16 protein-coding genes are annotated in these 17,577 nt (G+C 34.7%); 5 read left to right on the top strand and 11 right to left on the bottom strand.

The features are described 5' to 3' along the window. Positions 1-36: 36 nt before the first annotated feature. The 5 genes from E1750_RS05375 to E1750_RS05355 all read left to right on the top strand — a co-directional run bounded on the left by E1750_RS05375 (position 37) and on the right by E1750_RS05355 (position 4,289). A complete protein-coding gene (locus E1750_RS05375) occupies positions 37-972 on the top strand; it encodes a cbb3-type cytochrome c oxidase N-terminal domain-containing protein (protein WP_133275788.1) in 936 nt (311 codons plus the stop codon). A 234-nt stretch (positions 973-1,206) separates the two neighbouring features. Then, positions 1,207-2,625 (top strand): cytochrome c oxidase accessory protein CcoG, encoded by a 1,419-nt coding sequence (gene ccoG, locus E1750_RS05370; protein WP_133275787.1) that lies wholly within the window; start codon positions 1,207-1,209, stop codon positions 2,623-2,625. Positions 2,626-2,679: 54 nt separating this feature from the next. Further along, positions 2,680-3,195: a FixH family protein gene (locus E1750_RS05365; RefSeq protein ID WP_133275786.1), complete on the top strand. Its 516-nt coding sequence runs from the start codon at positions 2,680-2,682 to the stop codon at positions 3,193-3,195. A 137-nt stretch (positions 3,196-3,332) separates the two neighbouring features. Next, positions 3,333-4,034, top strand: coding sequence for a sulfite exporter TauE/SafE family protein (locus E1750_RS05360; protein WP_133275785.1), 702 nt, complete (start codon positions 3,333-3,335; stop codon positions 4,032-4,034). 24 nt (positions 4,035-4,058) lie between these two features. Next, the gene (locus E1750_RS05355; RefSeq protein WP_133275784.1) at positions 4,059-4,289 is read left to right on the top strand and encodes a YdcH family protein; all 231 of its coding nucleotides are present in this window, start codon (positions 4,059-4,061) and stop codon (positions 4,287-4,289) included. A gap of 60 nt (positions 4,290-4,349) precedes the next feature. Here E1750_RS05355 and hemN read toward each other — a convergent pair whose 3' ends face one another. From hemN to E1750_RS05305, 11 genes are all read right to left on the bottom strand, one after another. After that, positions 4,350-5,714 (bottom strand): oxygen-independent coproporphyrinogen III oxidase, encoded by a 1,365-nt coding sequence (gene hemN / locus E1750_RS05350; RefSeq protein WP_133275783.1) that lies wholly within the window; start codon positions 5,712-5,714, stop codon positions 4,350-4,352. Between the two features lie 142 nt (positions 5,715-5,856). Continuing rightward, the gene (locus E1750_RS05345; RefSeq protein WP_227873966.1) at positions 5,857-7,977 is read right to left on the bottom strand and encodes a DUF349 domain-containing protein; all 2,121 of its coding nucleotides are present in this window, start codon (positions 7,975-7,977) and stop codon (positions 5,857-5,859) included. 462 nt (positions 7,978-8,439) lie between these two features. Next, positions 8,440-9,822, bottom strand: a complete 1,383-nt coding sequence (locus tag E1750_RS05340) for an APC family permease (protein ID WP_133275782.1) — start codon at positions 9,820-9,822, stop codon at positions 8,440-8,442. Between the two features lie 806 nt (positions 9,823-10,628). Then, on the bottom strand, positions 10,629-11,180 hold the full coding sequence (locus E1750_RS05335) for a cupin domain-containing protein (protein ID WP_133275781.1): 552 nt from the start codon (positions 11,178-11,180) through the stop codon (positions 10,629-10,631). 74 nt (positions 11,181-11,254) lie between these two features. Continuing rightward, positions 11,255-12,088, bottom strand: coding sequence for a helix-turn-helix domain-containing protein (locus E1750_RS05330; protein WP_133275780.1), 834 nt, complete (start codon positions 12,086-12,088; stop codon positions 11,255-11,257). Between the two features lie 396 nt (positions 12,089-12,484). Beyond that, positions 12,485-13,072 (bottom strand): hypothetical protein, encoded by a 588-nt coding sequence (locus tag E1750_RS05325; protein WP_133275779.1) that lies wholly within the window; start codon positions 13,070-13,072, stop codon positions 12,485-12,487. Next, positions 13,062-13,535 carry an RNA polymerase sigma factor gene (locus E1750_RS05320; RefSeq protein ID WP_133275778.1) on the bottom strand — a complete coding sequence of 158 codons (474 nt, stop codon included), beginning with the start codon at positions 13,533-13,535 and terminating at the stop codon, positions 13,062-13,064. Before E1750_RS05320 ends, E1750_RS05325 begins: the two co-directional genes overlap by 11 nt. Next, on the bottom strand, positions 13,536-13,682 hold the full coding sequence (locus E1750_RS17720) for a hypothetical protein (RefSeq protein ID WP_165698009.1): 147 nt from the start codon (positions 13,680-13,682) through the stop codon (positions 13,536-13,538). It abuts the gene before it with no gap. A gap of 5 nt (positions 13,683-13,687) precedes the next feature. Continuing rightward, the gene (locus E1750_RS05315; protein WP_133275777.1) at positions 13,688-14,533 is read right to left on the bottom strand and encodes an alpha/beta fold hydrolase; all 846 of its coding nucleotides are present in this window, start codon (positions 14,531-14,533) and stop codon (positions 13,688-13,690) included. A 705-nt stretch (positions 14,534-15,238) separates the two neighbouring features. Beyond that, entirely contained in the window at positions 15,239-15,937 is a 699-nt protein-coding gene (locus tag E1750_RS05310) for a hypothetical protein (RefSeq protein ID WP_133275776.1), read from the bottom strand. Positions 15,938-16,097: 160 nt separating this feature from the next. Continuing rightward, positions 16,098-16,715: a hypothetical protein gene (locus E1750_RS05305; protein WP_165698008.1), complete on the bottom strand. Its 618-nt coding sequence runs from the start codon at positions 16,713-16,715 to the stop codon at positions 16,098-16,100. Positions 16,716-17,577 lie beyond the last annotated feature (862 nt).

The raw sequence follows: 17,577 nt of genomic DNA, 5'->3' as shown, positions 1-17,577 counted from the left end.
AAATAAATACAGTACAATTTTCAAAATAGATATAAAATGAAAAAAATAATTCCCTCATATATACGAGTTCTTGTCATTTTCTTTGCTGTTTTTGGAGCAATGGAATATTTCATAGACTCAGGAGATAAGCCAGCTTTTATCAAATTCCCGATGGTTTCTCTCTTTTTATTAGTATTTCTTTTCTTGTTGATTGCTATCGAAGTAACCGTGAATGCTGTGGATACTATCACTTATCACTTACTGACCGAGGAGCAAAAAGCAAAATTGGCCGAAACCAAGGAGTTAGGTTTTGAAGATAGTCCATTTGTCAAAAATGTGAAAAACTTTCTATTCAAAACAAACCAATCCGATGACGAAGGAGAATTACTATTGGAACACGATTACGATGGTATCAAAGAATTAGACAATAATTTGCCGCCTTGGTGGGTATATTTGTTTTATGCTTGTATCGTATTTGCCGCTGTGTATTTGGTTCGATTTGAAATAATGGGAGGCGATGACCAAGAAACGGAGTTGAAAAACGAAATTGCTCAAGCCCAAATCGAGATTGCCGAATACAAAAAAACGGCTCCAGATACCATGGATGAAAATTCGGTTACCTTGCTAACAGATGCTGCTGATTTGGCAGCAGGTAAAGCTATTTTTACTGCGAATTGTATTCCTTGCCACAGAGCTGATGCTGGTGGACAAATTGGACCTAACCTAACCGATGACAGATGGATTTTGGGTGGTGGAATCAAAAATATTTTCCATACTTTAGTCAATGGAGGTCGCGACGGAAAAGGGATGATTTCTTGGAAAGGAACTTTGAAACCAAAACAAATGCAAGAAGTTGCCAGTTATGTAATATCCTTGCAAGGCAGTAATCCGAAAGATCCTAAAGCTCCAGAAGGGGAAGTTTGGGTAGATCCGAATACTCCTAAGACTGCAGCTGCAACGGCTGTCGTTCCAGATAGTACAACTGTAAAATAGTGTAAGTTTAAATTAGATGTATTAGTAACAAATCCTGAATTATTTCAGGATTTGCTTTTTGTAAAATCAAATCTAATTTTAATCTAACTTTGTTGAAATTGATTTTTTGCTGTTGCTAAAAAAGAAAATAATGAACATCGGCGGATTTAATTTAAGTTGGCTTTGTAACATTAGTTTCACAGCAAATCAATTCAATTCTTTACTTTTAGACTTCTAAATTTAAAAATGTAAATAATGTCAAAATTGCCAAACGAAGCCTTTAGAGATACCATCGGAACCATTGATGCCGAAGGGAAAAGAAAATTTATTTTTCCTAAAAAACCTTCTGGAAGATTTTATGATTATCGCAAGTGGGTGAGCTATTTCTTATTACTGATTCTAATTGCCAATCCATTCCTAAAAGTGAACGGCAATCAGTTTATGATGTTCAATGTATTGGAAAGAAGGTTCAATCTATTTGGATTCCCTTTTTGGCCACAAGATTTTTATCTTTTTGTGATTTCGATGATTGTCGGTGTTGTCTTCGTGATTCTTTTTACCGTTATTTTTGGACGTATATTTTGCGGTTGGATTTGTCCTCAGACCATATTTTTAGAAATGGTTTTCCGCAGAATCGAATTTTGGATTGAAGGCGATCGTGGCTCACAAATTCGCCTTGAAAAACAAGAATGGAATGGGGAAAAAATTAGAAAAAAAGCCCTAAAATGGTTTATTTTTCTCATAATTTCATTTTTTATTGCCAATGTTTTTCTTGCTTATCTCATCAGCAGTGACGAATTGTTTAAAATGATTTATGAAGGCCCAGAGCATCACATTAGCACCTTAATTTCGCTATTGATATTTACCGGAGTATTCTATTTTATTTTTGCTTGGTTTAGAGAGCAAGTGTGCATTATTGCTTGTCCTTACGGCAGATTGCAAGGCGTTTTATTGGACAATAAATCTATCAATGTGGCCTACGATTTTGTTCGTGGCGAGAAAGAAACCGGTCGAGCCAAATTCAATAAACAAGAAGACCGTTCAGTCACTGGTAAGGGAGATTGTATTGATTGCAAACAATGTGTACACGTCTGTCCTACTGGAATTGATATTCGAAACGGAACCCAACTCGAATGCATCAATTGTACCGCTTGTATCGACGAATGTGATACTATTATGGAAAATGTGGGGCTTCCCAAAGGGCTTATTCGATATGCATCCGAAGATGAAATTGAGAAAAATGCTAAGTTTAAATTCACTGCCAGAATGAAAGGCTATTCGGCGGTATTGTTTATTCTGATTGGAATATTAGTGGGATTACTTTTTTTAAGAACCGAAGTCGAAGCCGTCTTTTTGAGATTGCCGGGACAATTATTCCAACATAAAGGAGACAATATCAGTAATGTCTATACTTTTAAGGTCATCAATAAAACGAATAAAGATTTCAATGCCATTCATTTTAAATTGGTGGGAATCAAAGGGACATTGAAAGTGGTCGGGGAACAAGAATTGAAAGTTCCCAAGCAAGGAATGAAAAGCGGTACTGTATTTATCGAAATCAGTAAATATGTATTAGAATCAGACAAGACCCAAGTGGAAATTGAAGTTTATGAAGGTGATAAAATAATTGAAACCAGTAAAACAAGCTTTTTGAGCCCGAGAAGTTTTGATTAAATCCCTCCAGGTGCTGAAGGTAGGTTCTCGTTGAAAAAAAATAAAAACTAAAAAATGGAAAATCAGGTTTCAAATAAAAATAACAGTAATGCCAAAGTGACGCCTTCTGGTTCTACAGGTTTTAAAATAAACTGGGGAACCGGAATAGTACTAGCTTTTGCATTTTTTATCTCATTTATTTTGTATTTTATAATTAAAGTACAATCCAATTCGAAATACGACAATGATTTGGTTTATGAGGAATATTATAAACGGGATGCAAAATTTGGAGATGAAATGATTCGCCTTCAAAATGCAAAAGATTTGCCTGTAAAACCAAAAATAACGAATGATGCAGCCGGAATTACCATCGTTTTTCCAACTGATTTTGTGCCGGCAGCAATCAAAGGGAAGATTACAATGTACAGACCGTCAAACAAAAAATTTGATTTTGATTATCCGATTTCGATTACAACTTCCTCATTGACTATTCCCAAAGAAAAGTTGTTAGGAGGACGATGGAACATCAATATGGAATGGCAATATAATGGGAAAGCGTATCTTACAAAAGAAACTATTTATATGCAATAATTCGAGCTAAGAGGCACGAAATAAGAGGTAGAAGGAGGGTTGTCTAAAGTGATCTGAAAATGTATCAAATCTTAACTCCCAACTCCCAACTCCCAACTTCCAACTTCTAACTCCCAACTTCTAACTCCCAACTAACTATGCTTTTCACCGCTTTTTTCTTTGGTTTAATCAGTAGTTTTCACTGCATCGGAATGTGCGGTCCCATTGCTATGATGCTGCCTGTAGAGCGAAATAATCAAGCCAAAAAAGCAGCGCAAATTCTTACTTATCATTTGGGCAGATTATCGGCTTATGCCAGTATTGGTTTGGTTTTCGGATTAGTAGGAAGAGGATTGTATTTGGCTGGATTTCAGCAAAAAATGTCTATTTTCATTGGAATTGCAATGATACTTGTTGTATTACTTCCAGAGCGGGCATTTGCCAAATATAATTTTTCTAAACCAGTTTTCCGATTTATTTCGAAAATCAAGTCTCGCCTAGGGAGTCAGTTCAAAAACCGAAGTTATAAATCCCTTTTTATTATTGGTTTGTTAAATGGTTTTTTACCATGTGGGATGGTGTACGTAGCTTTGTTTGGAGCCATAGCGATGCAAAACGAATTATTCGGAGTCTTGTATATGATTTTGTTCGGATTGGGCACAATTCCTATGATGAGCAGTGTGGTTTATCTCAATGTATTGTTGTCGGTTTCAGTTCGAAATAAAATTCAAAAAATCATTCCAATTTTTGCGGTTATTATCGGAATATTGTTTATCTTTAGGGGGTTAGGACTTGGCATTCCTTATATCTCTCCCTCAGACCTGAGTTTGTTCGTGCGATCAAGTCCAAATTGTCATTAATTATTAATTAACTCTTATATAATTATGGAAAACCAAGATCTGCTACACGTGACTCCTGAGGTTCAGGAAAAAATTGACAAATTAGTAAACGAGAATGATCATTTTAAAGTGTTATTTGAGGAATATCTTAAAGTTAAACATGAGGTTGCTTTAATCAAATCGGAAGAAGTAGTAACCACAGATGAGCATTTGAAAGAATTAAAAGTTAAAATCCTTCACTTAAAGGACGAAATATATTCGATATTGCGGAGATAAAGACCAAAAAAATCTCGCTAATTTTAAATTAGCGAGATTTTTTTTGAAACGAATTGCTTTTTAGATTGTCATTGAAAAAAGTTTGGTTCCTGGAGCTTTTCTTTTCAATCTTAGATCAAAAGCCATGCAAATGTTGCGTACAAATGGTTTTCCGGCATTCGTTACTTTAATACCATTTTTTTCAATTTGAACTAAGCCATCATTTTCCATTTCTTTCAACTGGATTAGAATTTCAGGAACTTCTGCAAAATAAAGCGCTTTGTCTTTCCACGACGTTTCAAAATGGCACATCAAGTTCAGAATATGTTTTCTTATGATAAGATCTTCATCTGTCAATAAATGACCCCTGAAGATGGGTAGTTTGTCCGCTTTTAGCAATTTATAATACTCTTCTAATTCTTTTACATTTTGAGCAAAACTGTACCAACTATCGCTTATTGAGGAAACGCCTAGTCCTATCATTAGTTGCGTTTTAGAAGAACTGTAGCCCATAAAATTACGGTGTAATTGCCCTTTTTCGAATGAATCATATAAACTATCGCTTTTGAGTGCAAAATGGTCCATTCCAATCTCGTAATATTCATTTTCGAAAAGCAAATCTTTGCCTACTTCATATAGTTTGCGTTTGGTTTCGTCTTTAGGAATATCTTCATCATTGAAGCCCCGTTGACCGTTTCCTTTTATCCACGGCACATGCGCATAACTGTAAAAAGCCAATCGGTCCGGTTGCAACGAATTTGTTTTTTCGATAGTATCAATAACATCATCTATTTCTTGAAATGGTAAGCCAAAAATGATGTCATGACCAATTGAAGTATAGCCAATTTCTTTTGCCCAAAACGTAACTTTTGCTACATTATGAAAGGGCTGAATTCGATTAATTGCGTTCTGAACTTTTTCAGAATAGTCTTGTACGCCAAAACTCACTCTTCTGAAACCTAGATCATATAGTTTTTGCAAATGAGCACGTGTGGTATTGTTTGGATGACCTTCGAAACTAAATTCGTGATCTTTGGCTTTTACTGCATAGCAAAAAATGCCTTCTATTAAATCCTCTAAATGTTTAGTGGAAAAGAAGGTGGGAGTGCCTCCGCCCAAATGTATTTCCTTGATAATTGGTTTTTCTTCAAGGATATTGCAGTACAACGCCCACTCTTTAAGGAGCGCTTCTATATAGGGATGTTCGACATCGTGATTTTTGGTAATACGTTTATTACAGCCACAAAAAGTGCACATACTTTCGCAGAAAGGTAAATGAATGTACAAACTTAGTCCTTCCTTCGAATTGCTCTCTGAAAAAGACCTTTTTAAAGTGTCAATCCAGTTTTGATACGTAAAATCAGATTCATCCCAATAGGGGACTGTGGGATAGCTAGTGTACCGTGGTCCGGGGACATTGTATTTTTGTAGGATTGAGTTTTTCATAGAAAATAGTATTTTTCAATAATCAAAAGTAGTATGCAATTGTTAAATTTAAAATGATAATTATCATATTCCATTTTGAGGCAAAAAAAAACCCCATTCATTTGTTTTTGAATGAGGTGATCTTATTTTTTACTATTTATTTTTACGCGTCGTTCAACTTCCTTAACTGTTTGAGTTTATCTTTCAAAAGTTCCATTTCTTCTCGGTGTTTTTCGATGTTTTTTCGAACTTCTAGCACAATAGAATTTTCTTTTTTAGCATTTCTAGTGTTGGCGAAAAACTGAATATTATTTTCTAATTGGAATATTTCGTTCTTAATTTCATCAATTTTACGCATTAGGAAAATTTTCTCCCCTTCCAGTTTTCGAGTATCATTATTCTCTGACAATTGATCCATTCGGTTCGAAAAGCGCATCATTTCTGATTCTTTTTTACTCAAACTCAGTTTTTCAAATAAAGCATCAAGCACTTTATTGAATTTTCCTTCGACATGTCTTCGGCTGAATGGTACTTTTCCGAATTTTTTCCATGTTTCGATGTGCAATTTTATGGCATCTAAATCGGTTTTATGGTCACCTGTCATCTGAAAGGATCTCAAGGTTTCGAGATAGGCTTTCTTGTTGTCGAATGCTTGAATTTCCTCGCTATTCTCCTCATTTTTTTGCTCTTTTAATTTGTCAAAATAATGGTTGCAAGCGTCTTTGAACTCGATCCAAATTTTATCAGAGTATTTTCGTGGCACATGACCGATTTGCTTCCACTCTTCTTGAATTTGTTTCATTATTGGAGTGGTCACCGCAAAGTCAGTACTTTCCTGAAGTTCTTTGGCTTTGGCAACAAGGGCTGTTTTACGGCTTAAATTATTGTTTTGGTCTTTTTTAATGTCTTTGTAAAATGAATTTTTGAAAGAATTAAAATTCCTAACAGCTGTTTTAAATGCGGCCCAAGTTTCTTCATTAACTTCTGATGGGACTTTTCCAGCGGAGAAAAAAGCAGTTCTCAGGGCTTCGACTTTTTCAATTTGTTGCAGCCATTGTGCGTGCGCATTGACTTTTTCAGTAGCCAAAACTTCAATTTGGGCAATGATTTCTTTTTTCTTTTCTAAATTTTCAAGCTCGGTGCCTCTCATTTTTTCAAACAAAACTTCACGTTTGTCGTGCATTTGTTTGGTCAAATCACTAAACTTGTTCCAGATTTCGTCTCGATGTTCTCTTGAAACGGGGCCGATATCTTCTTTCCATAGTTTGTGTAAATCCTGCAATTCGCGGAAAGCTTTGTTGATGTCGTCTTCGTTGACCAATTCTTCAACTCGGGCTATTATTTTTTGTTTTTGTTCTAGATTATGCTTGAAATCGAGGTCGCGAGCTTCTCGATCTAAGTGTAAATAATCGTAAAAATTTTCAACGTGGAAATGATAATTGTTCCAAACGTGATTGTATTTGTCTTTAGGAATAGGACCAGCATTTTTCCATCGATCTCTTAATTCATTAAAGTGTTTCAAAGTGTCTTTAATGTTTTCCTGCGGATTGATAAGCTCTTTCAATTCTTCGACAATCGCCAATCGGTTTTCTAAGTTGGATTTGAGATTGCTTTGCAAACTTTTGAAATGGGCATTTTTATTGTCTTTGAACAGGGAATAGTATTGGTCAAATTGTGTTTTTATAGGCGAATGATAGGCAAAATCCTCTGTAGTATCAGGGTTTTCAGCCAAAAATTCTTCTTTTTTCTCTTCGAGAAGGTGGTAGTATTTCGCTAAGAATGATTTTTTTATTTCTTCGACATGATCCTTTACCGACATCACTTTTTCATTAGTAACTAAATTTTTCAATTCGGCTACAAGAGACTCAAGCGAAAGTGCATCATAATCCAACATTGGGATGTCGTGACGTTCTTTGAGGGTTTCGTCTTCACTTTCTTCGGCATTGGTGCCAACGATAGCTTCGATAATGGTTTCGGTTTCTGAAATTGTGGTATTTGTAATTGGAGTCGGTTCAGCAACGATGGTTTCAGAAGCTGCATCTTCCGGAATTGTAGCTTCAATTTCATCTGAAACTGTGGTAGCATCCGCTATTGGAGTTTCATTTTCTGCTACCGCAATATGCTCCTCAATAGTTTGCCCATTTTCAATTGCAAAATCGGCAGTGCTGGTTGCATCAGCTTCGATTTCATTGAGGGTTTCTACTTCAGATTGTAGAATTTCAATTGAATTGTTTTCTAAACTTCCATCTGCTTCAAGCAGGTTATCATTCTTTTCTTCTAACATTTTTTGAATGTTTAAGGGTTCGATTTTTTTTTGAATGCGAAAGATAGTAAAGGTTGTTCAAAATTCAAAGGAATTCCCTTATTTATAGTCGTTTTATGTTGATGCAAGAGGTTGCTACGGCGTTCGTTGCTATGTAATACCTTCTGAATATAAATCAATTTGTCGATTATTTTGTGAATTACATAAGGTTTTTGTGTTAAAATCTGTGTTTTGTTAGGAATTTTTAAATTTATCGAAGGTCAAAAATAAACAGCTACAACAAAGTTCTGTGCTTGGGTAAAGTTGTATTTGTTGATTCTGAAAGCCAGCACAATAATTGGGCTAGCTATGGTTTGCTCTACGATTGCATTAGCGATTTCGACAAAAAATTCTGCCAATGCAATGTTGATTTGGTGCTGCAAGAGGTGGAATAAAACCTCAGAAAGGTAGTCATATGTTATAAATACTAGGTTAAAAGTAAGCTTAGTCGTCGATTGCTTGTTCAATCGGTTCGGCTTCAAATAGTCCTTTTTTCATTTTGAATTTCACCCAACAAAAAGCAAATACCGCTGTTAGGCCAATAAATAGTGCTACATTGATAAAAACAGTAGATCGCAATTCGGGACTTGGTGAATTATGGATAAAGGCATAAGTCATTCCTAGTATTCCCACGATTTGCAGTAGAGGGAAAAATGGAGACTTGTACGAACGCGGGTAATTGGGATATTTTTTGCGCAATACAATTAAGTCGATGTGCGTAATAATGTATGCCAGTAGGTAACAGCTCGCCCCAGAAATAACAAGCATCAACAAAGTATCTGTACTTTTTTTAAATAGTAGAATAGCAATTGTTAGTAGGGTCGCAAGTACTAGTATACCAATCCAAGGAGTTCTCCATTTGGAATGTAATCTCATAAAAATTGGCGGCAATTGTTTGTGATGTGCCATGCCGTACAATAAGCGGGGTGTTGTTGCAAATCCAGTACTAATAAAACCGCAGGTTGTGGTTATTGACAAAATCAGAATAACTATTTTGCCCACATTCCCAAAAATTACTTTTCCTAAGAGCAAATGCGGAACATCGGTCTGGGCCAGTTGTTCTGCAGGAACAAGTTTCATGGCCACAAAGGCTAACAAACTATATGCAAATAACAAAACGATGCATGCCGTGAACATTGCTTTCGGAATATGTCTTACTGGATTTTTTGCTTCTTCAATAAAGTCACACACCATTTCAAAGGCTATAAAAGGCCAAAGTGCTGCTAATACTAAAGTAAATACAGAAGCATCAGGGTGCATCAAATCATGCATTATCTGATGAGGTGGAAGACCCTGATTGTTGAATGTTCCTAATCCTGCAATTCCGATGACGATCAGCGTCACGAGCATTGTGAACGAAATGATACTTTGTACTGAGGCAAATAAATCAATACCAAAAATATTAAGAAATGTAAAGGTCCAAACTACTGCGAGGGCCACGGTTGTAAAAGAGCTTGGACTGATGGAATCGAGCACATTTTGCAACAAAAGTAGTTCGGCTAATGCCCCAAATAGTGCCGGTGCAGCATAAGCTGATAGTGATGCAATAATTGCCATAAAATGTCCCACGGAAACGGCAGTATACGTACTGATGCTTCCTGCTTTTGGCATCATCAAGGCCAACTCAGAATAAGTAGATATGTAACACAAGGCTATGATAAAAGCAATAAAAATGGCCATAAAAAAAGTCCCGCCACCTAAGCCTGCACCCTGTACGATAGAAACAACAGAGGTTTGTGAAACTACTATTCCAATCGTAATGATAAATAATGAAGTGAGACCTAGTACTTTCTTCAGCCCACTTGTCAGGCCCGCTTTTTCATTCATGAATTCTATTTATGGTTGTAAGAGGAGTAAGGATGTTCCATAATTTGGTATTTGCGTTACGATACGTTGAGGAGTTTTTAGCGTAAAGAGCCAAATCCTTCGTTTTTGCATTACCGCTTTGCGCATCCTAATATCAGGGCAAATGTATAAAACAAAAATTGCAAACAATACATGTAAACCTAATTTAACTATACCAAGGAGAAAAGAACGCACGCCGAAAAAAGGTGCAATCAATTTCAGTAGCAGAACCTGATATCAGAGATAGTGAAGGTGATTCAAAATTCAAAGGAATTCTCTAAAATAAAGTCGTAGGATTTTGATAGGGTCCGGTAACGACATTTTTTGTACGTACTGTTTGCTAAATTTAAATTGAGTAATCGGTTTTCGCGCAAATAGCGGTGGGATGGGGATTTAATTTTTACTTATGGTAATAATTTAAAAATAGCACCTTGGGTGAAATTTAATTGGTGAAGTTTTTTATCCACATAGTTCTAATAGTTATCGGAACTATGTGGTTAAATTTTTTATTTAATCCAATAGTTGAAATTTTATTATCACGCTCAATGGGTAATAATTAGATGCTAGAAAATAGGATGTAAAGTAACGGTCATCTCTTGTTGGTGAAGTCGCAAAAAAAAACAAAAATTATACAGAACAGCATGCTGCACGGTTGGTGTATCGTTTTGATTTGCAATGGTTTTTGCTGAACACTGTTGGTAGTTTCCGCCGCAGCTTGCAAACGATTTTTTGTGAGCGCGACGGAACTTTGGTTGTAGTCAAGCCCTCGGTGTTTTCGGATGTGGTTACTATTCTAATGGCGGTCCTACTATTTCCATATCGTGGTCAGAAAATAGTTTTGCCCCTTCCTCTGGTGTAGGTTGTCCTTTAAAAGTGGCCAGTTTTCTGAAGTAATCTTCCATTTTGCCTGAAGGTTGAAACATAAAATACATTTTCCCTTTTTCAGACCGTTGTGTAAAGGCATGCGGCTCTTTTTTGGGCAAAAAAATGGTATCGCCTTTCTGCAATTCGTAGTAGGTGTCATTTATTTTAAAAGTGTATTCCCCTTCAATAATAAAAAAAATTTCGTCTTGATTGTGGTGAATATGTAATGGAGGACCACCTTTTACATTTCCTGTATATTCAAATACAGTTAGATTTCCGCTGGTATCTTTGCTCGATACTTTAATATCGTTTGGGCTCGTACCACCAAATAGCTTAGTCGTTTCTTTGAATCGGCTTTCGTTTGCCTTCACCACAAAACCTTTGTCTGTTCTGCTTTCTGTAGTCAGAAGGGTTTCACCCAGAGCAATGGCGGGAATTGAGACCACTGCTGTAGCAATAAATTTTCGTCTTTGCATGTCGTATTTGTTTTAAGTTCATTACAAAGAAAAAATAAAGCCAAAAACATTTAGTGGTACAAATACGACTATTTTCAATAAGTGTCTGCTTCGCCAAATATCCTTTCCGGGGCATTGAGGTCAATTTGATGAAAAACATTAGGTGTGTATCCTGTCAAATCTTTGTAGTCTCTCGCAAGATGCTGATAGTCGTAATACCCGCAACTTATGGCGATGCTGAGCCAATCTAACTGGGGGTTCTTATTTTTCATTCTAAAAGCATTTTCAAAGCGCATTACTTTTAAATAGTACTTGGGTGAAATGCCCATTCGTTCCTTGAAGTTTCGCTCAAAGTGGCGAGTCGATTGACAAGCGATTTTTGCCAAAACATCTACAGTTGGGGTCAATGAAGTACTGAAAAGATTGGTTGTAGCGATGTCTACAGCGTGCTGGTCGCAGCCGGTTCGTGTTAGCTCATGGATCAAAAAAGTTTCTACTACTTCAATCATTTGCAGATAGGACTTGCAATCATTGATCTTATCATTTACTTGTTTTATTTCCTTAGAAAAAACCGCTTCAGCATCGATATATTGATTGGTAAAATTATTACAAGGGATACCTGTAAGTCGGTATAGACCTCCGGGTTTGAAAACGACCTGAATCAATAAAAAATTATTGCCTACAAATCGGTTAGTAAGCTCGGTTTGGTGTCCGAACAAAACCGACGAAAGATTACCGGCCTTTGTTCCGCTATTTTGATACTCGACAGTTTCGCAGTCCCTTGCGTAAAAGCTCAAACATTGTTCAGGTCTCGGCGGATAAGCTTTGATGGGTAAGGAGCCATCTAATTTATACTCATAATGCACCAGTCGAAACGTACGAATGTGTTCCGAAAGCATTAAACTGGGTTTGTATTCTTGAAGTACCATTTTATTATTTTGTAGCGGTAAAGTCTTTCAAAAGTCTTTCAAAACGGCAGATTAAATCAAAAATCTGTTACGCCAGTAACAAATGTAACGAAATAGTAAGACAAAAAATATATTTTCTTGACTTCGATTGTGCATTTTAATACTAACAACAAAACGAGAAGAATACATCCTTTGGTTATTTTTTTCCAATCCTTAGGATAGCTTCATGGCGTTGATGGATTTGCAATCGTTGAGCATATCTTGAGTATTTCGAATGGTTTTACTGGAGTTTACTTCAATTGTTTATTTTTTTTGGAATTCGATAAATTTATTTGATTTCTTCGTCCGTTTACAATCGTTTTGGTGTTTGTTTTGCGAACAAAACGAATCTTTGGTCGGCGGCCAAGTCCTTGTATTTTATTCTAGTTGTTGGTTCAGCAACTCAATTTTAGTAATAATTTCGTCTAATTTAGTTTGTTGTTTTTTAATTTGTTTCGGTCGTAAATAGAACCAATTCAAAAGTATCCAAATTGCTGTAATTCCGTAAGCAAATATTCCCCAAAAAGAAGTCATTCGCGAGGTGTATTCGTACATATACAAACCAATTCCTATCGAAAGCAAAACAAAATATACGTTTACCATTGTGGTTTCCATAAATTTTTGTTTTGCCTTTATGGTTAATAAGTCTTTCAGATAATCGCTATTGCTCTCTGCGTTTTTGTCGCTTTTGAAAAGAGAATAGCTATTATTATAGGCGAACAGGAATACTACTATTGCTAAAATAATCAATATAATTCCAATTTTAGTGGTGAGGAATTGAGGTTGGTACTGCGTCCAAATTAAGATGATAAATAAAGCTGTTACCAGTAATAATAGGTTGGTCAAAAGTAGCTTTCTTAAATTGTTTTGTTTTAATTTTTTTACTTCAAAAATTAAATTTTCCGGATGTGGTGCAACGCATTTTTGTTGAGTCCATAGGTCTTTGAAATTTATATCATCGCTCATTTTTACTAAATTTTTGTGTTAATTTTTCTTTTATCCTGTGAATTTTCACTCGTACGTTAGCCTCTGATAATCCCACGATAATGGCTATTTCGGCTTGTTTGATATCTTCAAGTTCCAACGAAATAATGATACGGTCTATTTCTGATAGTTCGGCAATGCATTTGTATAAAAACTGAATTTGAGGTTCAATATTAATTTGCTTTTCTTCAGATAAATTGATAGGAAATTGCGCTTTTGGGAAGCGCTTTTGTTTTTCAATTTGCCGCAAACAATTATTGGAAGCAATTCTAAAAATCCAAGTTCCTATGTTAGATTCATTTCTGAATTTAGGGAGTTGTTCCCAGACGCTTATGAAGGTTTCTTGGGTTAGGTCTTGTGCAAGGGTGTGATCGTTTACATAACCCATGCACAAGCGAAATATCTTTTGCCAATAACTTTCATATATTTCTTCAAACACCTGCATTTATTTTTTAATTACTTTAATTTTAGATGCTAAGCTAAATATTATTATTAACACAATACCTACAGCAATATTTTTTGTTGCTATTCCAACTGCGGCACCAATAATTATTCCTTGTCTAGTTGGTATGAAATAATTTAATTTTTTCATAATAATTAATTTAAAAAGTTATTTAATTGGTTCAAATACCAGTCTTTGTCGTCATACATTATAAAATGCAGTCCTTTGTTTGAATATTGTAAATTGGCAGTTTTCAAGTTTTTGTATTGCTCCTCAATTGCCGGTTTTAGGTTTTTAAAATATTCTTCCAATAAAATTAGTGAAGGGCATTTTATTGTTTTTATTTTTTCTCGCAAATCAGTGTTTGAAAAATCGCAATACATTGCTCCAAATGTTTTTCTGTCGGAGGTAACACTCCAACCCACGATTAAATCTTGTTTCGAGGTGTCTGCAACAAGTCTTGCAATTGACATTTTTTGCATTTGATAAAATTGTTCATTCGTTGCAGCGCTCATTTGATCAATCATCGCCGAACAGTCTATTTTTTCTACTGCTTTAAACGCAGGATCCATCAATGCAGCCAAACAAGGAAGTGCGTCAACGACAACTATTTTTTTAATAAGGTCCGGATAGTCAGACGCAATGGCCAAAGCCAAACCGCCCCCCATACTGTGTCCTATTAATATGGGCTGTTCAATTTTGTTTTCCTTAATGTAGTTGACAATACTCGTTTCCCAATTTTTGAATGTTGCATTTGGTTGCGCTTTTACATCTGCAAAACCTGCCATCGTCAAGGCGTAGCAAGTGAAGTCCTTTTCATATTTTGCTTTTGTTTCGTTCCATACTTCACCTGAACTGGCAAAACCAGGAATAAATAGGATTGATTCTTTGCCTTGTCCACTTATTTTTACCGTAAATGGATATGACTTGTTTTGTCCAAAAAGATTTAAAAATAGAGCACTAGATAAAAATAGGGTAGATAAAAATTTGATTTTGTTCATTTTAGCTGTTTTTTAGGTTATTTCTCTTTTAGATACGGGCTAGTCTAAAATGTTACAGTCTTTTAGAAGATAATTCCAAAATGCTCTAAAAGTTCTATAAGGGAAGTCATTTCGATCGTTTTACGATTGAGTCAAACGTTGACAATCTTCCCTAGAAAAATACCTAAATACGGGTACGAATATTAAATACTTGCTTCCATGAACGTGGCAGCACTAACGACACTTCGGGATAAGGAATTTTCCGAAATCAATCGCAAATGATCGCTGTAGGATACACTCCGTTGGATCTGCATTTGGTTTTATATCTCACAAAATTATATTTTAACCCATCGGACGAGTATATTTATTGCGCGGTAAAGCGTCTTTACTCCTAGACCCACAGATTCCTGCGGAGGGACAAATGGCCTTGTGTTTTTTGGATTATTTTAAATGTATTAGTGGTTTTTATAAAAAAAGTTAATTTGCTATATTTTTTATACTTATCTACTTTTTAGAAAGGTATCCAAAAAAAAAGAGGCGCACTTGCCTCTTAATCCCGACCCTTCGGGGCTCTCTAAATATTTTACGAAAACTCTATAGTGTTGACGGATTTATAGCCGGTGAGCCTGTCATGGGTTTATCGAAGGGTTCAACACGGGTTTCATTACTTCGTCCGTTCGCTGTCGCTCGGGTGTTCGGCTTGCAGCAGCAACGAAACCCTAGCTGTTAGCGGTTGTATTTTTTTGTTAAGTTGTCTTCTTCTGAATCAGTTTTTATAATAATTTCATTCTTCGTCACAGTGTCAATTACGATACAGTTTCTTAATCCACCAGTGTGAGTACATTCTAAATTATCAAAATCGGTTATTATTTTTTCCTTGTTATTTTTGATGTCAAGCAAAATTAATTTTTCCTTTTTTTCGTGTTCGTTTTTGATATATAATAATACTTTTTCAACTTCATTACTGTCAACTAATATACCATCAGTTATTACTTTTCCATTTTCCTTTTCAATAAGTTGAATTTCGTGAGGATTTCCAGAACCAAATGATTGAACAAATAGAAAAGTTTCTCCAAAATCAGCGCCAATATAGCCTAAGTTTTTATGCAACATTGGAAAACTTGTTTCACTAATTTGTTTTATATCTTTTTTTCCTTTTACTAAAGTTAAACTTTGTAAAGTTTCATTTTCAATTGTGTCTTTATAAACTCGATAAGATAAATGAAAACCATTTTTTAGTATTGTATCAAAATCGTAAGGCTCAATTTCTAATTTTTTCGGTTCCTCAATTCTAGGTGTCTGTTTTAGGTTTATATTTTTAGTTATAGGACTTTTTATATTAGAAAAATTTGTGACTTCTGATTTCTTTTTTGAACAAGAAATTACAATTGAAAATAGTAATAATGCAAAGGTCTTTTTTCTCATTTTTTTTCTAATATAACCGCTAACTTTCTGGTACTACAGCGGGTTTGGGACTAAATTAAGTCCTATTTTCGGATTTGCCAAATCATCCCAAACACAAAACCATTTCCAAATTAAGCCAAATGCCCAAATCCGTTGTAGTAGCTGTTAGCAAATCGGTTTTTTATTTAAATGAATTTACAAAGTTATCCTCCATTATTTTTCCTTGTTTTAAATCATTGTAACCGATTAAGACACCGAAAATATTTTTGTCAATAATTGCATTGTAATATATTTGAGAAATTACTAGTTGATTATTCAAATTATATCCCTCAATTTTTAATCTGTAAAAATTGTATTTACCAAGTTTAATGTTTGATATTTTTTTATCAAAACGAGCTCCTTTAATTTGTTTTAAGCTTTTTGAGAGTACTTCGTCAAATAGTTTTCTATGTTCGTTTAGCGTTATGTTTTTAGTCTGTTGAGGAGTGAAGCTTGAAGTGAATGTGTTTTTATTATTATATTCAAAACTAATTAAGTTAGTTCGACTTTTATTGAGGTTTATATTTGGATTGCTTTTCTGTGCTTGTTGAATTCCTTTAGAGTGTTGTTGTTCAATATCTTGAACATCAGACACTTTATAGTCGTTAGGTATTTTTATTTGCCAATCAAAACTTCTACAGATAAAGATATTATCTTTTATAAATCCATTTCCTGGATCACCTTTAATAACTTCATTTTGTGAAAAAAGTGAAAATGTTGTTAGGAGCAATATTTTTATAAATACATTAATAATTTTCATAGGATTTTTTTTAAACTGTTTGCTAACGTTTTGCTGCTTTGAGATGGCTGGAAGTTCGTAAACGCTCAGTTTTTGGTTTAACGAAAACTTGATGCGAGACGGTAATTCCACTAAATTCCAGCTATATCAAAACAGCTGTTATATGCTGCTTGTTTTTAGTCGAAATTACGATTTTAACCGCAATCTTTTCAAGTTTTTGTTGGCAAATTAAAACTTTCACGCTTCTGTTTTTCGGTTCGTAATTTTTAGTTTTAATTATACAACTTGTTTATTATTTACAATTGTTATGAAATTCTTCTTTATGAACATCGGTATTAATAAAATCAAAACAATAATTAAAGAAAACAAAATTGATAGCCAAATATTAAACGGATTAAAAATCGGCAATGAAAATATTCCTAACGACAAAATAAAAAATGTCCAAGTAAATAATTTTCTATTCAATTTTGCAGTTAATACATTCTGAATTATTACAATGATAAAAAAAGCAAGTATGATAAAAGGAAATACAGTTCCTATAACTAGTTTTTGATTTGGCGTTATTGTTAAATATACTACAGCCAGGAGGAAGGAATAAAATATAGTTTGTATTATACTGGTTAAAAATCCAATTGCTAAAATTCGTTTCATATTTCAAACACTATAAAATTATTTTCTAATAAATCTAAATTGTATTGTTAAGTGGAAATTACAATTAAAAGAAAACTTTCCACTTTTCACGTTTCCGCTGTCAAAATCCACCTTTTAAGCCTCAATATTTTACACTCAACAAACTATTTTTAAAATTGTTTCCATCAGCGTATTTTCGGCACAAGTAGCATATAACTTATATATAGGCGCTACAAACTAGCGCATATAAACC

The sequence above is a fragment of the Flavobacterium nackdongense genome (genome assembly GCF_004355225.1).
Taxonomy (GTDB): Bacteria; Bacteroidota; Bacteroidia; order Flavobacteriales; family Flavobacteriaceae; genus Flavobacterium; species Flavobacterium nackdongense.
Note: the sequence above shows the minus strand (reverse complement) of the source record. Positions and strands in the feature narration are given on the sequence as shown.

What these genes read in the sequence shown, in the direction of transcription:
- E1750_RS05360 (WP_133275785.1), top strand. Translation starts at nt 3,333, where the DNA reads ATGCTTTTCACCGCTTTTTTCTTTGGTTTAATCAGTAGTTTTCACTGC.
- E1750_RS05320 (WP_133275778.1), bottom strand. Translation starts at nt 13,535, where the DNA reads ATGCAGGTGTTTGAAGAAATATATGAAAGTTATTGGCAAAAGATATTT.
- hemN (WP_133275783.1), bottom strand. Translation starts at nt 5,714, where the DNA reads ATGAAAAACTCAATCCTACAAAAATACAATGTCCCCGGACCACGGTAC.
- E1750_RS05310 (WP_133275776.1), bottom strand. Translation starts at nt 15,937, where the DNA reads ATGAGAAAAAAGACCTTTGCATTATTACTATTTTCAATTGTAATTTCT.
- E1750_RS05375 (WP_133275788.1), top strand. Translation starts at nt 37, where the DNA reads ATGAAAAAAATAATTCCCTCATATATACGAGTTCTTGTCATTTTCTTT.
- E1750_RS05335 (WP_133275781.1), bottom strand. Translation starts at nt 11,180, where the DNA reads ATGCAAAGACGAAAATTTATTGCTACAGCAGTGGTCTCAATTCCCGCC.
- E1750_RS17720 (WP_165698009.1), bottom strand. Translation starts at nt 13,682, where the DNA reads ATGAAAAAATTAAATTATTTCATACCAACTAGACAAGGAATAATTATT.
- E1750_RS05315 (WP_133275777.1), bottom strand. Translation starts at nt 14,533, where the DNA reads ATGAACAAAATCAAATTTTTATCTACCCTATTTTTATCTAGTGCTCTA.
- E1750_RS05325 (WP_133275779.1), bottom strand. Translation starts at nt 13,072, where the DNA reads ATGAGCGATGATATAAATTTCAAAGACCTATGGACTCAACAAAAATGC.
- E1750_RS05365 (WP_133275786.1), top strand. Translation starts at nt 2,680, where the DNA reads ATGGAAAATCAGGTTTCAAATAAAAATAACAGTAATGCCAAAGTGACG.
- E1750_RS05345 (WP_227873966.1), bottom strand. Translation starts at nt 7,977, where the DNA reads ATGTTAGAAGAAAAGAATGATAACCTGCTTGAAGCAGATGGAAGTTTA.
- E1750_RS05330 (WP_133275780.1), bottom strand. Translation starts at nt 12,088, where the DNA reads ATGGTACTTCAAGAATACAAACCCAGTTTAATGCTTTCGGAACACATT.
- E1750_RS05305 (WP_165698008.1), bottom strand. Translation starts at nt 16,715, where the DNA reads ATGAAAATTATTAATGTATTTATAAAAATATTGCTCCTAACAACATTT.
- E1750_RS05340 (WP_133275782.1), bottom strand. Translation starts at nt 9,822, where the DNA reads ATGAATGAAAAAGCGGGCCTGACAAGTGGGCTGAAGAAAGTACTAGGT.
- E1750_RS05355 (WP_133275784.1), top strand. Translation starts at nt 4,059, where the DNA reads ATGGAAAACCAAGATCTGCTACACGTGACTCCTGAGGTTCAGGAAAAA.
- ccoG (WP_133275787.1), top strand. Translation starts at nt 1,207, where the DNA reads ATGTCAAAATTGCCAAACGAAGCCTTTAGAGATACCATCGGAACCATT.